A 20,855-nucleotide genomic window follows, 5' to 3' on the forward strand; every position below is an offset into this window, starting at 1 on the left:
TGATCCATTCCCCATCCCGCGTGCTTCCTAAACACATGTGGTTTAGTTTATTCCTCTATCTCTACTGCCCCTGGATAATCCAGGGTAAAATACCCTTTCCCGATTCGTTCAATATCGTCGCTAGTAGCCGGCCTTACCACAAAAGCTCTGTCCTTAATCCAAATAACCTCTTCATCATTAGTATCAAGTAAATAGTCCTCAAATGGAATATTAGCGGTTTTCATAAACTCAACTCCTAACACCAAATTGGCCTGGAACCCCATTTTAATCCACGCTGATTAATTCCAGATGAATTAAAAATAACGTTTTTATTAAAGACGTCAATTTGTTTATAACAGTTCAGTTGGTTTTCCAAACTTCTTTAATATTTGTTTTGTATAATTTGTAAATTCCAGCTTAGAGTCATCGAAATAAGCCAGTATCTTGATACTTTAATCGTTCTGTCAATTTAACCTTGTTGTCAAAAGAAAATTAACAAACGTTTTTTGAACCCTCTCTGGTCAGTTGAATAACCAATAGTTTCATAAAATTTATGTGATAATTCCCGTCTACTCTCATTGTCTCCGTTATCGTAATGGTCTATGATCTTTGTGTTAGTTTCTCGTTGCAAATTGGTCTAATAAAAGACAGTTGTATTGGTTCTATATCGTATACCAATAATCCAATATAATTTACTTATTATAGTTGAAAGGATGATCCAAAATCGCAGGAATATCGAACAAACAAATCTCGATTGACATTGTGCCACTGAGAGCCGAAGACCGTAACCGCTGGAACATCTTGGCTCGAGGTTATAAGACTTTTTATGAGACTGATCTCCCCAACTCAAAATATGATGAGGTGTGGCACCGATTGCTGAACACCGATGGTATATATGGTTTTGGCGCGCACCTACAAGGAAATTTAGTCGGTATAGCTCACTACCTGTTCCATCACACTATCTCGATGGAAGATGCCTGCTACCTGCAAGATCTATTCGTCGACGAGACTGCCCGGGGGCATGGGGTGGCTCGCGCACTCATAGAGCGGGTAGCGCAATCGGCGCGCGAACATAACTCTTCCCGATTCTACTGGCAAACTCGTCAAGACAATACCACAGCTCGTTTACTCTATGACAAGGTTGCCAATCACAAGGGGTTCATTCGCTATGATTATCCGCTTGAGTAAGATACATTACTACTTTGTCATATCAGATAAAGTTGTTTCTAAATATTACTGCCCGTAGGCGGAGAAGGCTGCCGATTCATGCTGTCGGCAGCCTTCTCCTGATTTTTATTGAGCAATCCATTTTTTACCTTAATTTCATAACCGAAAGAATGGCTTAGGGGAGCTGCTTGTATATCGGGCACGCTCTAGTTCTTCGGCAATGATACGAATCCCCTCTTCAATATCCTGCTCATCGGTCCGAATGATGCTAAGACGCAGCAAGTTAAGCTTGGGAAAAGATGACAGGAACTGCTTATCGGTTGCCAGTACATCAACACCACGATTCTCCAATCGATTGATCAAATCTCCTGTATGAATTGACTCCGGAAGGTGGATTGAAGCGAAGAGCCCTCCGCAAGATTCGATGGTATATAAGCACTCTTTAGGCAATAATCGCTGTGAAATTTCCCTTAGATGTTTAATACGATGATTGTACAAAGATTTCATTTGCTTTACATGATGAGTATACATCCCGGACTTCATATAAATCTCAAGCACACCTTGAGAAAGCACTGAGGTGCTCAGATCCGCCGTATGTTTATGCCATTGGAGTAAAGGAATAAACGAATCAGGTACTACGGCCGCTGCAAGTCGTAATCCGGGCATCATCACTTTGGAAAAGCTTCTGAGATAAATAACATGGCTGGCTCCATTATAAGCGTGAATAGGATCTGCTTTACTGTTTGTTTCCAAATCAGCAAGATAATCATCCTCAACGATGTAAACGTCATTTGCTTTGGCGAGTTCTGCCAGTCTCTGTTTGTCTTCCGCTGTGTAAGAAGTGCCTAACGGATTATGGAAGCGCGGAATTGTGTAAAAAAACTTGATCATATTACTTTGAAAATAGCGCTCCAAAGTTACCCAATCAATCCCGTCAGGAGTTCTTTCGATGCCGATTACGGTTTGTCTTTGTGTCTTAAGCGCAGCAAGCATTCCCCAGTAGGTTGGTTGCTCAACCAGAATGTTGGTTTTTCCGTTTGGGAAAGGCATCCCAGCTAGAAGATGAAGAGCTTGCTGAGCGCCTGAAAATATAAAAACTTGCTGTGCCGAAGGGAAAACCTGTTGCTGCTGAAAAAGCTTCACGATCTCCTGGCGAAGAGAAAGCAAACCCTGTGGATCGGGATAAGTAAATATGGACGTCTCAAATAATTCCATCGCTTTATTCAAGCATTGACGAAAGTCGATTTGCGGTATCGACGCAGGATCGGGAGCCGCTGATGCAAAATCGATTCGTTTTGTCTGCAGCAGGGGAAGAAGCGCTTCTTTGGCTACGACAAAATAACCACTCTTCGGACGAGAATAAATGAGATGTTGATTTTCGAGTTCCTTATAAACTCCAATAATTGTGTTGAGACTGCAACCGAATCTTTCGCTCTGTATACGGATGGAAGGCAGCTTCTGACCGGGTTTGAAGAGACCATTGACTATTTCCGAACGAATGATTTGCTGAATGGATTCCTTTTTATTTTTCATATTTTTACCTCCAACTTTTAATTCGGTCAATTATCTGTACCCATACAGATGAGTAAATAGTCAATATACATTGCATTTTGTATCTACTATAATACAAAATAATCATACAGAAGTGTATTTTATAAATATTTTTCGTACCTTGATCTCTCAAAGTGTCGAGTGCATTTTTGTATAAAAATTTTTTTGAGGTGATTGTAATGAACAAAACGACAAGCGGCTGGATCAATGGTTTCCTGGGCGTGCTCATCTTCAGCGGCTCGCTACCCGCCACACGGTTGGCTGTCATGGATTTTGATCCGTTATTCCTCACCGTATGCCGTGCCGCAATTGCCGGGGTGTTAGCGGGACTGCTTCTCCTCATCTTCCGGCAACAACGGCCTGTCCGAAGCGACATCGTTCCGCTGTTGTTAGTAGCACTTTGCGTGGTAGTAGGTTTTCCACTGCTGACAGCCTTGGCGCTTAAGTCTGTCACATCCGTGCATGCAATTATCTACATTGGGCTTCTGCCGCTTTCGACGGCGATCTTCGGCGTACTACGGGGAGGTGAACGCCCGCGACCAACCTTTTGGATCTTATCAGCTATAGGCAGTTCCCTTGTAGCAGGATTCGCCCTAACACAAGGGGCTACATCTTCGCCGGTCGGTGATTCGTTAATGCTGGCTTCTATCATCGTGTGCGGTTACGGTTATGCGGAAGGGGCACGACTCTCAAGGAGGCTAGGGGGCTGGCAGGTGATCTCTTGGGCGCTCGTTCTTTCTCTTCCCGCTATGTCACTGCTCTCGTTTTATTACAGGCCGGTTTCGTGGGCGGGTATCAGTGGTCCGGCACTCTGGAGCCTTGCTTATGTCTCCCTGTTTAGTATGCTCATCGGCTTTGTGTTCTGGTATCGTGGTCTTGCCCAGGGAGGTATAGCAGCGGTCGGACAATTACAACTCCTCCAACCTTTCTTCGGCCTGCTACTTTCCGCTTTTGTTCTGCAGGAGTCAATTGGTTGGCCTATATTTATAGTAAATATCGGTGTCGTACTGTGCGTGGCAACTGCGCGGAGATTTGCATCAACATAGTTTTCAACGTCAGCTCTAAAGCTGCAAGATAACCGTATTATTGGTTCGCTGATGATGCATTTTCCATTAATTGAATTTCTAACTTACATCGAGTACCGAATCTTACACAGGTTGTATTTCTAAATTCTCTAGCGGATGAATTGATTGGTGTGAATGTAAAAGTTACTGCTTTAGGTTTAATGTTTTTAGGTTTAATCTTTACTGATACATAGCTTTTCAATAAAGATGTCCTCCATTTTGAGACAATATTCCCTCTTACTCTCTACATAGAAACCATAGAAAATTCTCCTCCTTTTATGATTTGAATATTATGTTATGAATCTATCAGAATGAATCCCTGCTGAAAAAAACCGCCATCCCTTTAACCAAGGAATGGCGGTTTTTAGATGATTGAACAATTAACGTACCATAGATTATCCAAAAATAGGAATTCATAGAACATACGTTCATTCTATAAGTATTTTTTATTCTTCACATCAGCATGCGTAACCCGCTTTTTTATTGAACTATCGTTTCCAGTTAGCGTAATGAAAAAGGAAATACTGCTCCACTTAGCTACGTCCCTTTGAATAAGCAAAGGACTGCAACGCGGCAGCCCTCAAATCTTTGGATTAGTATTTATTGTTATGATAAATATTAATTAGTGTCGCACCAACAACTAACGTTGAAATAACTACAATACAAACGAATATTGCACTTCCAGAGAATCCAATGGATTGAATCTTTTCATACAAGAAAATTAATTCGATAAGTAAAAGAGCAATCCAAATACCGGCATGCCTTCTCAACATATTAATCCTCCTCCGTGTCTTCTTATTGCAGTTGTCTGTTGCAATATTATATTGCGCTCTAGTTAACGTTAGCGGACTCAATTAATATTACCATAATAAGGAAGGTGTTATCTTGATTTTGGCGTTGTAATACCTCTATTTATCAAGCATTACAGTCCTTTAATTGAACACCCTACTTAACCGAACAAATAAACAAAAACCCGCATTATGCGGGTCATTAGCGGAATATTCTATTGTTATGCTACCGTGCGCTATTCCTCTTCATCTTTTTTCCGTTCCCAATAACTTCCCTCACCAAAGTAATCCTGACAAACGTTATCAAGGGTCTGCAACGTATCAATAAATCCTTTTAAATCACACGTATGAAAAGTATCTTTAAGTTCACGATTTTCTTCTGTAACTGAATATACGTGAATTTCTGTACAACCATCCCATCTAACATTAACATCAAGACACTTATCATCGGTTTCTAGTTCTAGAGCTATAGTTCCACCATCTTCATCTCTTTTATGTTCTGTTTTTATAATCCACAATATAAAACACCCCTTTTGGTATATGATTACCAAAAGGGGAACCTTTTAAAAGCAATTGTATACTGCGGCGGCGTCTGTCCGATTACATTTACTCAACTCTTGATTCCCAATTATTGTCAACAGTGTTTCACTATAGTTCTCCCATCCCTCGGTTTAGTCTCTACTTTCCATTTATCGAATCATTCTGGGGCACACACAAGCAACGATTATTTCGGCTCTTGTCAGAGTTGTGGTTAAGAAATTAATTTCAAACCAACCGCAGCGCTTAACACCATCGCGATGAACACAATCCGCTTCCAATCACTGGATTCACCATAGAAGAGCATCCCGACAACTGCGCCGCCAACCGTACCGATCCCTGTCCAGACCGCATATGACGTGCCCATCGGCAGGCTTTTCATCGCTATGCTAAGGAGTGCAAAACTCATGACTATGCCCACAATGAAAAGGCTAAAGGAGCGGATGGTTTTCGCTTTATTTATTTGGTTCATGCCCACGACGCCTACGACCTCAAACATCCCGGCAAACATGAGGAAAATCCAATCCATTAAACTGCAGCTCCTTTCTTTTCATGCTCTTTTGTCACAAATTTGAGACCAAATACGCCGGATAAAAGCAGCAAAATAAGAAATACTTTAAGAAACCTGAACGGCTCTCCGAACAGCAGCATTTCCACCAATACGGTGCCGGCTGTCCCCATTCCCGTAAAGACAGCATACACAGTCCCCACAGGAAGTTTGGTAGACGCGCTAATAACTAGATGAAATGATATATACATTGCAATGATTGTGCCTATCCACATCATCGTCGTATCCGAATGTTTTAAACCCGTAACCCACATCACTTCAAAAAAAGCGCCGATAAATATATAAATCCAATTACGATTCATGTGTATGATCCTCCAGCTGTTTTACGATTTGATACCACGCCAGTATACGAACCAGGAAGCTTCAATCCTTTTAAGCGACTTTTCAGCTCCACCAAATAACAACTCTACAAACATGCCATCCAGTACAGCAAGAAAAGCAACTGCCGCCATTTCACTGCTGACATCTGCATGAATGCTACCTGCTGCTATTGCTCGATCAAAGACAGGAATTAACTTCGTTTCAAGCGTATCTAAATAATGATAACCTTGTTTGACAATCTCATTATAGAGATGGGAAGGCGGAAAAAAGGCAACACGCAAGAAAAATTTGGTGTTATCATCTTGTTCGTAGCAATCTTTATATTGAATAAGAAAGCCATAAAGAAGCTGGTCCATTGAAAGATGCTTATGGCGATCGAGATACTCGACAACAAATTTCAATTCCTTCGCTAGCACATCGTCAAACAAATCAAGAAAAAGTTCATCTTTCCCCTTGAAATGTGTATAAATGGATTGCTTTTTGATGCCTACCTCCGTAGCAATATCTGCAAGAGACGCACCTTCATATCCGTTTTTGGCAAACTGTGTGAGGGCTACCTCTTTGATCCGAGTTGCAGTCATTTGTCTCACCCTTCCTTCCGAACGTTCGTCAGGATGATTGTAACACGTTCTCCGTCTTGGGGCAACCTATGAAAAAGATTGCCAACCACCTAGCCAGAATGGCAGGATAGTAGGCAATCTTATATTGTTTAGATGCAATATAGGGTTCTAAAATTAATATTAACTTTGATAGCCGGTCTCTGCGTTTCTATTCCCAACTTTAACAATAACATCCTTCGTTTGACCATCTCGAGAGATTGTTATTTTCAGTTCGTCTCCCACGGCCGCGGCTTGCACAACTTTTGTAATGTCATCAGTGCTTGAGATTGCTGTGCCATTCACATCCAAAATAACGTCGTACTGACGAATGCCTGCTTGAAAAGCTGGCGTACCTTGCTGCACCTGAGTAACTACGGCACCTTTTGTGCTATTGATTTTTAAGTCATCTAGCATATTATCCGAAATATTTTGTAAAGCTACACCGATGTATGGTGCTGGCTCTTTTGGAATCGTTTCGTTATTCTTCAGTTTATCTACAACAGAACTAATCGTGCTCGCGGGAATTGCAAAGCCCATTCCTTGCGCTTCAGCGTTTACAGCTGTATTGATACCGATAACTTCGCCATTCATATTCAAAAGCGGACCGCCGGAGTTTCCTGGATTAATCGCTGTATCCGTTTGTAGCAAATGTTTGTAATTTCGAGTGCCCTGTACATCATCGATGCTGATCGTGCGCTCTTTGGCGCTTAAAACACCCGTAGTTACGGAGTAATCGAAGTCATACGGGTTACCGATCGCAACAAGCCAATCCCCTACCTGCGTATTGTCGGAGTTACCAATATTCAGAGCAGGAAAAGCTTTATCTCCTTCAATCTTGAGCACAGCCAAGTCTAGATCATAGCTACTTCCAAGTAGTTTAGCCGTAAAAGGTGTGTCGTAGCCCTGCACATAGACATCGATTTCGTCTGCGCCATTAATTACATGCTCATTCGTTAAAATATAACCACTCGAGTCGAAAACGAAGCCAGATCCAATTCCATTTTCAATGGTATCTCCGCTTTCAGTACCTTGCCCTAGTAGGTTTCTTCTATTCTGTCCAATATTCGTCTGTTTTACTTTGGTCTCGATTTTAACAATGGCTGGACTAGCAGCTTTTGCAATGGATGAGATACTGTTCGTACCTGATGGGGTTAACGATGCAGTTTGGACACCAGATGCTGTCGAGTTTGTTGCAGCAGCAGTGACGCCTGATTGAACGGACCCGGCAGCATACCCAAATAGATTCAACTTATCCGATGTGTACATCAACCCGCCTACAACGACCGCACCGGCCATAAAAGCCGCAAACATAGGTCTCCATTTTGTGTTCCGCGTCTTGTTTTCAACCTTTATATCATTTAAACTAATCATATTTTTCATATCTTCATTCATGCGATTACCGCCTCTCGTGTGCCTATTGATTTGATTTGTGTTGATAGATTGAAGTATAGGACACTAACCTGAAGTGTTACTTAAGTTGGGCTGAGAGGCATATGAAAGTTAGCTGAAAGTATGCTGAAGGTGTCGAAATGATAATTTTCTACTTGATGGGAAACCCTAACCACAAAATAAATAAATGACTACGGATCAAATTATTTGGCAGGCGGCGTTCTTTGGCCCATCAGCCCGACAAAACCAGTCGTCGAAAACAATAGAGATAATTCTTTCTTAAGATAAAGGAAGCATCAGACCATCTGCATTAATGATGGTTAGAATGATGATTAACGCAGTGAAAACGATGGCCGCTGCTGTTTTACTGATTGGATCCTTGACCCTGAAATACGCGAGACACGCCAATAACATAGTGACTCCAAGCCAAATGCCAGCCCATGCGACCGCCCTACATACCAGTAGCCGATGATGAGTAATGCTGCTCCGACTAACTGGACCACTCATTCCCACCTAATTGATTACTGGCGACCTTTTGTAAGGATTCGGAACATGATGCCGAATTTATCCGTAACATTGCCGTAAGCGGGGCTGAAGAAACTAGCTTGAAGCGAATCGTTCACTTGACCATCTTCCTTCAATGCTTCAAAATATTTGGTAGCATTATCTTTATCGTTGGTTTGAACAACGATGGTGATTTGTGTTCCCTTCTCGTAGGTGCTTCCGGTGATATGATCTGTAATCTGTAGTTCCGAATCGCCGATTTTCAAGATAGCATAATTAACCTGGACCTTCTTTTCCGGAGGCAGTGGAGCTTTGGGATCTTCCGGCATGTCACCGAATCGCAGCATATAGGCGACCTTGGCATCCAATGCCTTTACGTAAAAATCTATTGCTTCCTGGGCACTTCCGTTCATTTCAAGAAAAGGGATCAAACAAGTACTCACAACAATCATCTCCTTCGTTTAAATGTTCTTTCCGGGAAACCCTCGGTATTCTTCGTATGATCCGAGATCGACATGATTGCCGAACAAGCGCGCGTTCGCCAGCTCGATTTAACAGAAATGAAGTAGACGCAAGGACCTTGGCTATTGAATAAATACGTCTGAAAAAAGTGAATTAATAAGCTCTGAAGGTTGATCTATGAAAAAAGCTGATATCCGTTCTACACGGGTATCAGCTTTTTTCGATTTGAAATATTATTTTACCAAGATGGGACACTTAGTAGATACTGATGGTACGATCTGAAAAATGATTTCACCAATTTACAACTTATTGTTGTCCATAAAACTCCTTATTTTAGAAATTGGTAACTTTTTGTATATTTGTGCGTCATTAATAATGTACTATCCCTGAAAGGAGGAGTTTCATTGAATAAGTATGTATTTGTAGCTTTAACAATCATGGTTCTAGGCTTAATCTTTCTAATAACTACAACAAATAAAAATCCACTCCATATTTACCTCTTACCCGAAAATTTTGTTGGAGAAGTAGAAGTTACTTTTGACCAATCGGATTACCCACCACTTCCTAAAGAAATAAATACATTTATTTATAACATACCTAAGTCAGGTAAGTTGAAAACCTCAAATACCATGGAAAGTGGACCTGTTGAGGTAAACTATGTTGATAAACAGGGTCAGCGTAAGAAAGTAAGCAATGAACAATTTCATGGGGTGTCTTCGCATAGTGGAGGCGAAGATGATCTAACAGTTGCTACATTATTTATTGGTACAAAAGAACAATACGAAAATTATGTGAAACAACAATAATGTTGTTGCTAGGAACCTTGGATGATAATTATTTTTCTGACATTACGACATGTTCGCTTCTCCTACGATTTCTTTGGTAAAGGGGTCAACTAGAATGTTTGCTACTACTCCGCTATAAAGGTATCCAACATTCCAATAAGGAATTAATTTGAACCAAACTATCTCAGTATCAGTTCCATGATATTTGCTTTCTTCACCATGAAAAGCAATTGAAATAGCTTCTTTTTTTAAAAATGTACTTAGCAAAATGATAATTTAGTAATGTAATTTCAGTCAATCAATAAGTGTTACCAATTTTATGTAAATTTTTCCTTTCGATTTAGATTTGTCGGATGTCGGATGACAAGAACATATATCCTTAAAGGTGATTTCTCGCAGCATTCGCCACTGATCTAAACACGAATCACTTATATGAGAAATAGAAAAAGTCCTGATGTACCAACGATTTCTTGATCACCAGGACTTTCCGTTATTCAATAAGTATTAGTAGATGAATCATTTCCTTTGCTCCCAAAGTTATCTTCAAAGAGTCACATTGCATATCAGAAATATTCGTTTGGATTTGTTCCAAAGCATCGGTCCTGAACGCCGCTTCGATTTTCCGATTCGGGAACTGCAACCGCGCATCGGTCTCTTGATCCATACAGTTGATCAGGCGCACCAGAATCCCTCTGCCTTCCTCCGCCGGTTTCACATCGAATATTTGAACGCCATCGCCGTCGATCCGAAGGAATTGGCCAGCCTCTTCTTCTCTGCAATCGACAACCGGCGTCGCGTATACGGAAGCCGTAGCTCTCGCGGATGTCATCATCACGGTTGCAGGATCGAAGGATTGGAAGGTCGATAGGGTATAAACAAACTCGACAGCACCTGGTTGGCGGCCTCGGAAATTCGTATCCCAATAATTATTCATCGGCCAAGCCAATAATAAGGGGTTCTCCTTTTTTTCGATCGTTTGCTGCTCTTTGCCAAAATTAAAATCCCCCACCTGCACGAGCGGAGCATCGGGGCAGCTCATCGTCACGCCATACTGTCGGTCGTAGACCGAAACGCTCTTATCAACCGTGATATAATCTCTGCACACGCCCGGCAGCTGTTGCGCGTCCAATTCGACCAATTGTCCGGCAGTATCGTAATGGCAGCGCCACACTTGCAGATTTAACGGAATCGCGAAATAAGTGCCCTCCGGCGCCGTTATGTCCTGCTTGAAGAATGAGGCTTTCATTTCGATGTCCGGCTTATAGCTAAAAAAGGTATATTTCTGCTCCAACCCCTTTACACCCGGCGCGTCCCAGCTTAGGATCAAGGAGGCGCTATACGCGCTTCTCTCAACGCGACAGAACTTTAACTGGGTATAGGTTTGTCTCCTCGCCTTCCAGTCATGGTTCCAATCGGACAAGCTGTTGTTTCCTCTTTCGACGTCTCTAGGGAAAATGGTGCTGCGATTATTCATTTGATAGATCGGATCGACCGTTTCCTGAACGTATTGGAACAACGTCCAAGGGCTGGATAAATCGAGCACTTCCCAGTCCTGCTGTTTATCAAATAAGCTCATAATCCGACCCGTCAGAGGGTCGAACCGGAACGAATGGAACGGCGTTTCGATCGATCCCTCGTGAATCGTAATCTCCCGGAACCAAGGGCCTCCGCCTGCAGTTCCGATGGTCCCCATGTCAGCCTGAATGTCCGTCGACCATTCCGCTTCCCGCAGCGTCTGATATGGTATTTTGCGCCAGCTGAAAGGAGGCAGTTCGATCTTGCCGTAGCTCGTCCCTTGATGATAGACGTCGTTGTTCATAAGGACATGGCGCATCCGATCGGCACCAAGATGTCTTCCCGGGTCTTGAAGTTGGAAGGAATGCGAATCTCGTGCGTTACGGCAACGGAAGACGGATTAAGGAGCATCAAGCCTTCCGGCTCTTCCGATTGCAGCCGATTGTTCGCCAGCTTTTCCAGATGAACGTTCAGCAAGTATCCCGTTAAGCTGTTGGCTTGATAGGCGTAATGAGCTTTATGCATCCATTGGATCTCCACGTTCGGATGATCCGGCTCCGAAACGGAATTAAAAGCGCCCCAAGTGTGCTCGTCGTACAAATGGATCTGATTCCAAGCTTCCTTCTTGACCAAGGCGAACGAACGGTCTTCCTCCCGCCGGAAAGCATCGAGCAGCTCGACTGCCTTCATACCTTGCTTCGTACGACGGTTTAGCTTCGTTTCTTTGGCGGAGCTCGCCGAGCCGAAGTTCCAATAATCCGTCCAATCTCCGGTGTAGGTCGGCAGCTTCACCGCATGTTCCCGGACTCTTGCATGCAATTGTTCGGGCGTGACGAACGATATCTTGATTCCATGCTCTTCTTCATTCCACTTTTTCAATAGCCCAGCCAATTCACGATCCGGCGGATTGTTATCGTACAGTGGAATATTCGTCGCGGTCAAGTAAACGAAGTCGAACGGATATTCCGGGTTCGCGTCTATTTTGCGTAAATATTTGGACAGCCCTTGGGCCATTATGTTCGTGTCTTTGGCATTGACGTCGCAAATTTGGCTGAACAGTGAATAATGCTCGCCGTTGAAGGTCAGCAGCTTTCTGCGATCCGGAGCTTCCCAATGAAACGCGTTCGGTCTATTGAAAGGAACGCCGCCGAAATGGATATTGATGCCCATGATGAAAAACTGTACGCCGGCATCGAGCAGCAGCTGCGCATAGGGCCATGGTTGACCGTTAATGTCATGGTGAATGGCGGTTTTTATCTCGATCTCGAACAAATCGCGCAACCGGCGGATGGGATACAGCGTTCTCGCCGCCTCCTCGGCCGAGCAGAGCGGAGTCATATGCATATAAGATGCCGAGATGCTCATCTGGCCATTGTGCAAAAAATATTTAAACCGCTGAACCTGTTTCTCCGTCGCCGTTTCCAGCCAGCGCAGAACGGGGAGGCTGGACTCGCAGGTCCATCGGAAGCGGTTGAACTCTTCCCACTCCTCGGTCATCTCGCATAGATCCAGCGCTTGATCGATGTACCTGCTTTGCATTTCAAGCAAGATCGGCTGCGCATGTGTGTATCCGACATCCAAGTGGCTGTGGTGCAGCACAAGCACTTCTTTGATAGTAGACATATATTCATCCATCCTCTTTCAGTCCTTATATTTCATGGCTTAGCTGATCTTCAAATGACACTGTAAGTTATAATTCTTACCTGGTTCTGTAGCAAAAGTTATTACGTTTTCAGACATCTGCCATTCGATTTCCCTTCGCCGGCTTCCGTCTATTTCCATTATGCTGATTTCACCAGTAGGCCATGGGTTTAAGAGTTTGCATATTCTTCCTTTCTCACTCTTAATGTCAACGTACTTTATCGTTTCATCTGATAGTTCACTTGATACAAGAAAGGCCCCAACGGCTCTTAGGTTCATAAATCGAGCATTTCTTGCTCGAGGCCAAACAGGGAACAATCGAATGACATGCTCATGACTTTGCATCAACATCTCATTGATTGCCGAAGGTACCCCGCTACAACACTCAATGCCGCCTCCGCCAAAGAAGATAAAGAGGTTTGGGAAGCTATTCTCTAAACACTGACGGCGAAGTTCATGTAAGATAATCTCGGGATCATAGCCAACACGTGCTGCGGAAGTAAATATCGTTGGAAAGCCGTTATAATCCTTCCAACGGTTAATGACAGTAATTGTATTTCTAGCAATTTCAAGAAACTTCGGATCTGAATCTAGCCCGATCGCTCCTGGCCATATATGCTGAATTGCCAGCGTATTGTCATTCCACCAATCACGCCCTTGCTCCGTTAACCGAAATATCGTTTTCCCATCACGCTCAAATGTCGGAAAATCGCTACTATGCTCCAAGATATGCGACCATTTTTCCCGTCGATTCGCGTCGAGGCCCATTTCTTTTGAAATATCGAGCAGCCCTTTAAATACCGTTCGGACAACCCCTAATGAAAGGATGGGATTCATGTCCTCGAAGTCCTGCAGCCATTCATCATTGGGATGTGAATCTGCACATGTTGAGACTTCGTGAATAGCATCACGATATATGACGTATCGGTTACCTTCGAATGTCAAATAATCTTCCCAAAAATTAGCAACCTCGATCAGATAGGGGTAAGCAACTTGTCTAGCGTATTGCAAATCATAAGAATAATAAAAACGCATCAACATATTGATTGCGCTTAGAGCCGTGTTGCTTTTCTGCCCCAAAAACAAATGTCCATTCTCATATTTAAGGCTTGCTTGTGTAGTTGACATCGCAGTCGAAAGTCCTTTGGGCCCTATACCGACATCGTAGTAGATTCCGCTGCATCCTAAATATTGTTCGGCATACTTGCGGCCGTTCGGCATATATTCCAGCAGCGGCGTATCATAAGGTTCACTCAATTCAATATGATTGGATGAATAGACGCCCCACCATGGCGCTTGATAATTGTAATTCAAGTGATAGTCTCCAGACCAAGCAGGGCTGTCTGTTGTGATCCAGTTGCCAAACAAGCCAGGTGGAAATTGCTTGTTACGGCTGCAGGAAGCCATAATATAATGGGAACCATACCAAAACTTCTCCAGCAGCTCATCTCCGATATCTATCGATGACTTGCCCCAAAATTGATTCCACCAGTCTTCATGCTCCGAGTGAAGCCTATTAATCCGACTCTCATTGAAGGCCCTTATCCTTCCGATTGACTCTTGTAAGTAGTCCTCTTCATCATGATTCGTCAGCACATAACTAACGATATAACTTTTTATTCCAGGTATTAATTCAAATGAATTGCCACTATCAGCAAAGCAGCGCATGGCAATAGCACCTTCGGTTGGCCACTCCAAGTCGGCGCCATTGAATGTTCGTGCTACCCATGTCACATCGACCTCCTTCCCACAATGAGTTTGCGATTCATTCCCAGACTGTACCCACAAGTCTAACGCCACCGATACAGCTTTCCCTTCGCAAGTTAATTCCACGACCAGCACATTGTCTGTAGCTGATACCCAAGCTGTCATGGTTACTGTCGATGATTCCCCTTGGAACGTAGACACAACATTAGCTTCGAGCAGCCTTTGTTCGCTATAATACGATGCTCCGGACAACTCAGGAATATGGATGTCTATTCCCCCGATTAAACATGGACTTCCGTTCGGGTAGATCAACTTGGCTTTCCAAAAGTCCGTCTTCGATATCCATAACCTCTGTTGTTCAGGCGGTCCGCTAATGACAACACCAATATCTCCGTTTCCAATTAAAGGACCATCGACAACTTTGTCTGAAGGTACATTTTTCGGAAGTTCCTTGAAGATCCCCTTATACTTTTCTAGTTGTTTTCTCCAATCCATGATCATTTCTCCACCTTCTTAAAGACATTTTTTAATAATGCCCGTTACATTCTCAAAGAGGAATATAACGGGCATTTCATTTCTATTTCTTTGCCGCTCTGTCTTGATATCTCTTCAGCGCATCATTATAGATTTGCAGAACTTTATCAAGATTGCCTGTCTTTTTAATTTTTTCTTGGAATGCTATCCAGTTCTCAATTTTTTCTTTTCCGTTGATAAATTTATTTTGCATTTCAGCTACATAAGTATTAATTGGTGATAGATTCGAATTAATCAGTTCTTTTTCAGCATCTGTAAATTCAAGATAAGGTTCTTTAATCCAAGGAGGTGTAAAGTCATTTGGAAATGGTAAATCCTTAAAAGCAGTTTCCCAAGGTGTCTCGATGAGCTTACCATCTACAATAGAAGCGTCTTTGGGAGCAAAATTAACGAATGCTCTTGTATCAATTGCTGCTTGTAAACCTGGACGATATGAGGCGCTGGATCTCATGCCATATTTATCGCCTTCAGCCCAAGTATTTGCAGCATTTTTAATTGAATCAACAAAGTTAGGCAATCCATCAGCACCCATTGTATAAGTAGTTCCTTCAATCCCCCAAGTTGTCAATTTAATGATATCAGGTTTGTATTGCAAATCTAATAACTTCGCGAGCTCTTTTCCATTTTTCGACTTAGAATTTATTACCATTATCGCATTCAGGTCAACACCGACGGTGCTAAAATCATAAATACTTTGCCATGCTGTTCCATACTTTGGATTGTTCGGAAATAGGGATATGGCAAACTTTTCCCCTCCAGTTGCTGAACGGTTCCATTCAGCAGCAGCATTAAACCAGTTTTGTAATAAAATATAATTCGTTCCACTCAACATTTTCTTCTTAATCGCATCGCTTTTATCCGAAAATACCTCAGGGTCCAGCAAGTTCTCGGAGTATAGTCTATTTGCAAACTCTAAAGCTTCCTTATATGACTCTTCTGTTGGTCCAAATACATATTTCTGACCGTTCCAGTAAATCTTTGCTCCACCATTATGATTAGCATTAAAAAGTGCATCAAAGGAACCTGAAGAATTTATAGGGAATGAATTAGGATATACTTCCTTCAACTTTTTGGCAGCGCCATAAAGCTCATCAAAAGTTTTTGGAATTTCGATAGCATTCTTTTGTAAAATATCATAGCGGTATGTCGCAGGTGTGTACACACCCATTCCTTTATCTTTCGCCTGTCTAGGAAGATTCATATTCCATAATCCATAAATTTTACCATCCGACCTGATCGCCTTGATTTGTCCATCCGGCGCCTTGTCAACTAAGCTCATGTAGTTAGGAAGGAGATCTTTATAGGAGCTTAACTCCAGAAAGAGGCCCTGAGTCTCATACTTCTTATAAAGGTCTTGGCTCATAATCATAAATAAATCCGTTGTGTCACCACTCGCAAGCAAAAGATTAGACTTTTCTTTGTATTCACTGATTGGAATATAATTATATTTAATGTCAAGCTTTTTCCCCATTATCGACTCCATTTGTTTAACCCATTCCTTATGAACCATGGAGTCTTCAATTTTCGCGCCAAATGAAGGTAAAGTAACTGAGAAGCTTAGTGTTTCACCTGATTTTGTGGAGTCTGCTGGTTTATTTGATTGTGATGGTTTTTCACTGTTTGCCGAACTTTCTGTTTTGGAGTTAGAGCTGCACCCTGCAAACAAACTTACCATAATAATAACTGCGAGAATTAGTGAAGTTAATCTTACACGCTTTTTCATTTACACCCCTCCAGGAGTAATTCATTTTGCACTTCATCAAAGTATGTAGATCACTCATTGATTTCAAAAGTTCATATTATAGGCATCTCCTCCTTTCAGCCCCTTTAGTTACCCTCAGAAAACTAACCTTTAATAGCCCCGATCATTACACCTTTCACAAAATATTTTTGAAGAAATGGATATATTAACATGATTGGAAACATCGCAAGGACTACAATCGCCATTTGTATATTTTTCGGATCCATCTTCATTTGCGCTAGCATGGCTTGCATGATTTCTGTTCCACTTCCTGAATCGAAGGAAATCGTATACAAATATTTTCTAAGTATTAGCTGCAAAGGATATTTGCTCTCATCTTGAAGATAGATCAGCGCTTCAAACCAACTGTTCCAGCTACCGACAATGCCAAACAGTGAAAAAGTTGCCAAAAGAGGTTTCGAAAGCGGCAAGTAAATCTTTGATAAAATTTGCACATCATTGGCACCGTCAATTACAGCGGATTCTCGCAAATCATAGGGTATAGATTGGTAAAATGATCTAAACAGAAAGACGTTAAACGCAGATACACAACCAGGGATCACCATGACCCAATACGTATCAAGCAAGTGAAGGCTCCTCGCCAATAAATAAGTAGGAATCAAACCTCCGCTAAAGAACATCGTAACCACCAGAAATACTGCAAGAAATTTTCTAGCCATAAAGTCTGTAATTGTAAGCGGATACGCCATGAGCGAAGTGAATGTCAACATAAATAAAGTGGTTCCAGCCGCATAAATGATGGAATGAAAATATCCAGAATACATAAATGGATCTTTTAAAATATAACTGTAGCCACTGACGTTAAATCCTTTTGGAAAAATAGTAATATCGCCTCTTAGAATATGTTCACTATTACTTAAAGAAACTGCTATCACGTTTAAGAATGGGTATAACATGGTCACACATAAAAGCAACATGATAAGAATATTAAATAGGTCAAATAACTTCGAACCAAGACTCTCTTTACCTGCCATCCTCGACACCCCTTAATATAAACTCGTCTCCGATACTTTACGACTAAACTTGTTAGCTGCAATAAGTAATATAAAAGCAATGACCGACTGAAAGAGTCCAATTGCCGTTGTGTACTCAAATCTTGCTCCAATAATACCCTCTCGGTATAGATAAGTGCCTATAACATCAGCAACCTCGTATGTATCTGGATTATATAGCAATAGAACCTTCTGAAAATCTGCGCCTAAAATTCCGCTGACGGATAATATAAGCATAATAATTGTTGTCGATTTAATATGTGGCCAGTTGATATGCAGCACTTTCTTCCAACGGCTTGCTCCATCGATACTTGCAGCGTCGTACAAGGTAGGATCAACACTGCTTAATGCTGCCAAGTATAAAATTGTACCGAAACCGATACCCTGCCAAATATTTGTACTAACAAACATGGTTCTAAACCAACTAGGTTCTGATAGAAACACAATGGGGTCAACGCCAAACAGTGAAGCGATTTTGTTAAATAACCCCTCTCGCTCTGTAAACGTTCTAAGTATACCCACTATGATCACAGTAGATATAAAATGCGGCAAATAGGAGATGGTCTGTACTACTTTTTTTAAAACAGAATGTTTTATTTCATTAAATAACAATGCAAGAATTATTGGAGCCGGAAACCCCCAGAGCAAGGAATAGATACTTAACAACAATGTGTTCTTAATAACTCTCAGCGCCATCGGATCTCCAAAAAATTGAATAAAGTACTTAAAACCTACCCATTCACTTCCCCATATTCCATGCGCAGCGCTATATTTTTTGAACGCAATCTGTATCCCGTACATTGGAAAATAGCTAAAAATTAATACAACTAGAAAACCAGGTAATACCATTAATAAAAGGTATCGTTGCGCCCAGAACTTGTTTAAAAACTTGTGTGAACTAAACATCTTGTCATGATCCCCCTCTGAAAACATGGAATTACACTTTTTTTAGCATCCACAATCGGAAGCGCCTTCATTTAAATTGAAGTATTTCACAAAATAATAATACAATCACCATTATTTTGTGTCAATAGTTTGTTGATAATTTAATACATAAATCACTTTTATTGATACAATAACGGTAATTGTGTTCATTTTATAAAAAATAAAAACCCACCCCGTCGAAAATTTAAAATCCATTTTCAACAAGGCGGGCTTCTTTGATCGAAACCATATATTCATTTAAAAACTAATTTAGGTTGAAATTGATCTAACAGTCTCCCCAAGATATATCTTTGATTTGCACACTTGGCCAATACAATTGGGATCCTCATTTCTATTGATCAAGTTAATCAATAGTTTGGCAGCAGCCTGCCCCATTTCATAAAAGGGTTGAACGATTCCTGTTACATTTAATTTAATTTTTTGATTTAAATTCAAAGCATCATAGGTTACCAACGATACATCACCAGGAATATTATATTCCATCTTTTCTAAAACACAAACTGCAGCTTCCGCAATCTGATCATTCGCGGTAAATACTGCAGTAAAATTAATTTGTTTTATTTTTTGCTCAAGAGCCTGACAATACGCATCGAATTCGTCGTGAAAATCTTCAAAGCTAGTTGGAACGAACACATCAAATTCCTCAAAATATTCTATATTTGAATCAAAAAAAGCCTGTTTAAATCCAAAAAGTCGCTCACTTACAGAACCAAAATTGCTATTTCTGATAAATAATATACGTTGATGTCCTTGATTTATTAAAAGCTTAGTTAGTTTGTAAGCTCCAGAAATATTATCGCTGGTCACATATGGAATATCAGTGTTGTATATCGTTCGAGCCAAGCAAACAATTTTAATTCCATTATTTTCAAGTAAGGAGAATATTCTATTGTTAACTTCTTCATATCCTTGGTTAAAAACTGGACTTAATATGACTCCTTCTACTTTTTTCTCCACCGCTGCGCTTACCAGAAGTTCTAACTTTTCTAAATTTCGATCATTGCTAGAACTTATTAGATGATACTTCTGTGAATATAATACATCTTCAACTCCTCTTAAAGCGGATGCCCATAAAGGATTTTCAATGCTAAAAACAAAAGCAGTCACCAGACGAGAACGGTCATGAAGAGGAACCTCCCCTTTATTCATGAAGGTTCCTCTTCGGCCATCTCGGATTAGCCAACCTTCCTCCACTAGCTCTTTAAAAGCTTTCTCCACTGTATTAACACTGGAATCATAATATTGAGAAAGCTCTCTGCTTGAAGGCAGTCTATCTCCTTGATTCCACTGAGCATTCATTAGCCTACTTTTAAGATCTTCCTTAATACTGATGTACTTTAACACTGATATACCTCTCTAACTGGTGTAATTATACTTAAGTTAACTTTAAACTTTTACATTATCTGTGTCAATATTATTGATACAAACTAACATACCGTAAAAGTCTGATGAAGATTAAGTAAGAAATACATCTTTATCGTTATCCTTTCAAAGAGCTGGAAGTTATGCCTCCACGAATTGTCTCTGCATCGCAAGGTACATCACGATAATCGGCTGCGAAGCCAGGGACATCATCGAGAACATCTGGTCCCAGTTGACCGAAAATTGCTCGATGACGTGACATAAATACCCGCCGTGATCGTTGTCCCTTTAATCGGTCCGATAATAATCTGTCCGTTCACTATGTTAGCTGGACTAAGATTTCGCTTATAGTACGATTCCCCCGCTTGTTCAAATAACAATCCGGGCATACCTTCGCCGTTCAGGTCAACCCACTGGTAGACTGAGCCGTCAATGCCGATGGGCATATGCTCCAAGCTGTCACCGCGAAGCTCTCGAAGTTCCTTCTGAATGCTTGCTTCTTTGTAGGTAAATTCAACCGGGGGAAGCGAAGCGGATCGATAGGTGACGACGGGTGCTGAGCTTCTTTCTCGTTCGCATAGGTGAACTCCGTTGAACGAGTAAGTCCCTCATAGCCCTCCTCGCCTTCCGGACCGTCTTGAATGTGATGAAACATCAGTACGCGCCTACACATGTAGATCTCG

General features: G+C 41.5%; 22 protein-coding genes. 3 read left to right on the forward strand and 19 right to left on the reverse strand.

Annotation, left to right across the window (positions count from 1 at the left end):
* Positions 1–47: 47 nt before the first annotated feature.
* Entirely contained in the window at positions 48–224 is a 177-nt protein-coding gene (locus tag ACBP55_RS19815; RefSeq protein ID WP_464644356.1) for a hypothetical protein, read from the reverse strand.
* 517 nt (positions 225–741) lie between these two features.
* On the opposite strand from ACBP55_RS19815, the gene ACBP55_RS19820 reads away from it, so the two are divergent.
* Positions 742–1,167, forward strand: coding sequence for a GNAT family N-acetyltransferase (locus tag ACBP55_RS19820; protein ID WP_464644358.1), 426 nt, complete (start codon positions 742–744; stop codon positions 1,165–1,167).
* 135 nt (positions 1,168–1,302) lie between these two features.
* Here ACBP55_RS19820 and ACBP55_RS19825 read toward each other — a convergent pair whose 3' ends face one another.
* A complete protein-coding gene (locus ACBP55_RS19825) occupies positions 1,303–2,679 on the reverse strand; it encodes an aminotransferase-like domain-containing protein (protein WP_464644359.1) in 1,377 nt (458 codons plus the stop codon).
* A gap of 197 nt (positions 2,680–2,876) precedes the next feature.
* Here ACBP55_RS19825 and ACBP55_RS19830 point away from each other — a divergent pair, with 197 nt between their 5' ends.
* The gene (locus ACBP55_RS19830; protein ID WP_464644360.1) at positions 2,877–3,743 is read left to right on the forward strand and encodes a DMT family transporter; all 867 of its coding nucleotides are present in this window, start codon (positions 2,877–2,879) and stop codon (positions 3,741–3,743) included.
* A 611-nt stretch (positions 3,744–4,354) separates the two neighbouring features.
* Here ACBP55_RS19830 and ACBP55_RS19835 read toward each other — a convergent pair.
* The 8 genes from ACBP55_RS19835 to ACBP55_RS19870 all read right to left on the reverse strand — a co-directional run bounded on the left by ACBP55_RS19835 (position 4,355) and on the right by ACBP55_RS19870 (position 8,910).
* A complete protein-coding gene (locus tag ACBP55_RS19835; protein WP_464644362.1) occupies positions 4,355–4,534 on the reverse strand; it encodes a hypothetical protein in 180 nt (59 codons plus the stop codon).
* Between the two features lie 251 nt (positions 4,535–4,785).
* Entirely contained in the window at positions 4,786–5,067 is a 282-nt protein-coding gene (locus tag ACBP55_RS19840; RefSeq protein WP_464644363.1) for a hypothetical protein, read from the reverse strand.
* Between the two features lie 233 nt (positions 5,068–5,300).
* Complete coding sequence (locus tag ACBP55_RS19845; RefSeq protein ID WP_464644364.1) at positions 5,301–5,615, reverse strand: DMT family transporter; 315 nt, start codon at positions 5,613–5,615, stop codon at positions 5,301–5,303.
* Positions 5,615–5,956: a DMT family transporter gene (locus ACBP55_RS19850; protein ID WP_464644366.1), complete on the reverse strand. Its 342-nt coding sequence runs from the start codon at positions 5,954–5,956 to the stop codon at positions 5,615–5,617. The genes ACBP55_RS19845 and ACBP55_RS19850 overlap by 1 nt, the downstream gene beginning before the upstream one ends.
* A 21-nt stretch (positions 5,957–5,977) precedes the next feature.
* Entirely contained in the window at positions 5,978–6,556 is a 579-nt protein-coding gene (locus ACBP55_RS19855) for a TetR/AcrR family transcriptional regulator (RefSeq protein ID WP_464644368.1), read from the reverse strand.
* Positions 6,557–6,715: 159 nt separating this feature from the next.
* Entirely contained in the window at positions 6,716–7,966 is a 1,251-nt protein-coding gene (locus ACBP55_RS19860) for a S1C family serine protease (RefSeq protein ID WP_464644370.1), read from the reverse strand.
* A 276-nt stretch (positions 7,967–8,242) separates the two neighbouring features.
* A complete protein-coding gene (locus tag ACBP55_RS19865) occupies positions 8,243–8,470 on the reverse strand; it encodes a hypothetical protein (RefSeq protein WP_464644372.1) in 228 nt (75 codons plus the stop codon).
* 14 nt (positions 8,471–8,484) lie between these two features.
* On the reverse strand, positions 8,485–8,910 hold the full coding sequence (locus ACBP55_RS19870; protein WP_464644374.1) for a VOC family protein: 426 nt from the start codon (positions 8,908–8,910) through the stop codon (positions 8,485–8,487).
* 423 nt (positions 8,911–9,333) lie between these two features.
* On the opposite strand from ACBP55_RS19870, the gene ACBP55_RS19875 reads away from it, so the two are divergent.
* A complete protein-coding gene (locus tag ACBP55_RS19875; RefSeq protein WP_464644376.1) occupies positions 9,334–9,735 on the forward strand; it encodes a DUF6843 domain-containing protein in 402 nt (133 codons plus the stop codon).
* A 469-nt stretch (positions 9,736–10,204) separates the two neighbouring features.
* Here the strand turns inward: ACBP55_RS19875 and ACBP55_RS19880 are convergent, their stop codons facing one another.
* From ACBP55_RS19880 to ACBP55_RS19920, 9 genes are all read right to left on the reverse strand, one after another.
* Positions 10,205–11,548 carry a glycosyl hydrolase-related protein gene (locus ACBP55_RS19880; protein WP_464644378.1) on the reverse strand — a complete coding sequence of 448 codons (1,344 nt, stop codon included), beginning with the start codon at positions 11,546–11,548 and terminating at the stop codon, positions 10,205–10,207.
* Positions 11,530–12,852 (reverse strand): glycoside hydrolase family 38 N-terminal domain-containing protein, encoded by a 1,323-nt coding sequence (locus ACBP55_RS19885; protein ID WP_464644380.1) that lies wholly within the window; start codon positions 12,850–12,852, stop codon positions 11,530–11,532. Before ACBP55_RS19885 ends, ACBP55_RS19880 begins: the two co-directional genes overlap by 19 nt.
* A gap of 39 nt (positions 12,853–12,891) precedes the next feature.
* Complete coding sequence (locus ACBP55_RS19890) at positions 12,892–15,072, reverse strand: glycosyl hydrolase family 95 catalytic domain-containing protein (RefSeq protein WP_464644382.1); 2,181 nt, start codon at positions 15,070–15,072, stop codon at positions 12,892–12,894.
* Between the two features lie 82 nt (positions 15,073–15,154).
* Positions 15,155–16,834, reverse strand: a complete 1,680-nt coding sequence (locus ACBP55_RS19895; protein ID WP_464644384.1) for an extracellular solute-binding protein — start codon at positions 16,832–16,834, stop codon at positions 15,155–15,157.
* Positions 16,835–16,956: 122 nt separating this feature from the next.
* Entirely contained in the window at positions 16,957–17,847 is an 891-nt protein-coding gene (locus ACBP55_RS19900; protein ID WP_464644385.1) for a carbohydrate ABC transporter permease, read from the reverse strand.
* Between the two features lie 12 nt (positions 17,848–17,859).
* Entirely contained in the window at positions 17,860–18,771 is a 912-nt protein-coding gene (locus ACBP55_RS19905) for an ABC transporter permease (RefSeq protein ID WP_464644387.1), read from the reverse strand.
* Positions 18,772–19,059: 288 nt separating this feature from the next.
* A complete protein-coding gene (locus ACBP55_RS19910) occupies positions 19,060–20,154 on the reverse strand; it encodes a GntR family transcriptional regulator (RefSeq protein WP_464644388.1) in 1,095 nt (364 codons plus the stop codon).
* 136 nt (positions 20,155–20,290) lie between these two features.
* A complete protein-coding gene (locus ACBP55_RS19915; protein ID WP_464644389.1) occupies positions 20,291–20,434 on the reverse strand; it encodes a hypothetical protein in 144 nt (47 codons plus the stop codon).
* 138 nt (positions 20,435–20,572) lie between these two features.
* Positions 20,573–20,827 carry a hypothetical protein gene (locus ACBP55_RS19920; protein ID WP_464644391.1) on the reverse strand — a complete coding sequence of 85 codons (255 nt, stop codon included), beginning with the start codon at positions 20,825–20,827 and terminating at the stop codon, positions 20,573–20,575.
* Positions 20,828–20,855: the final 28 nt, after the last annotated feature.

The organism is Paenibacillus sp. WG02, from assembly GCF_055396115.1.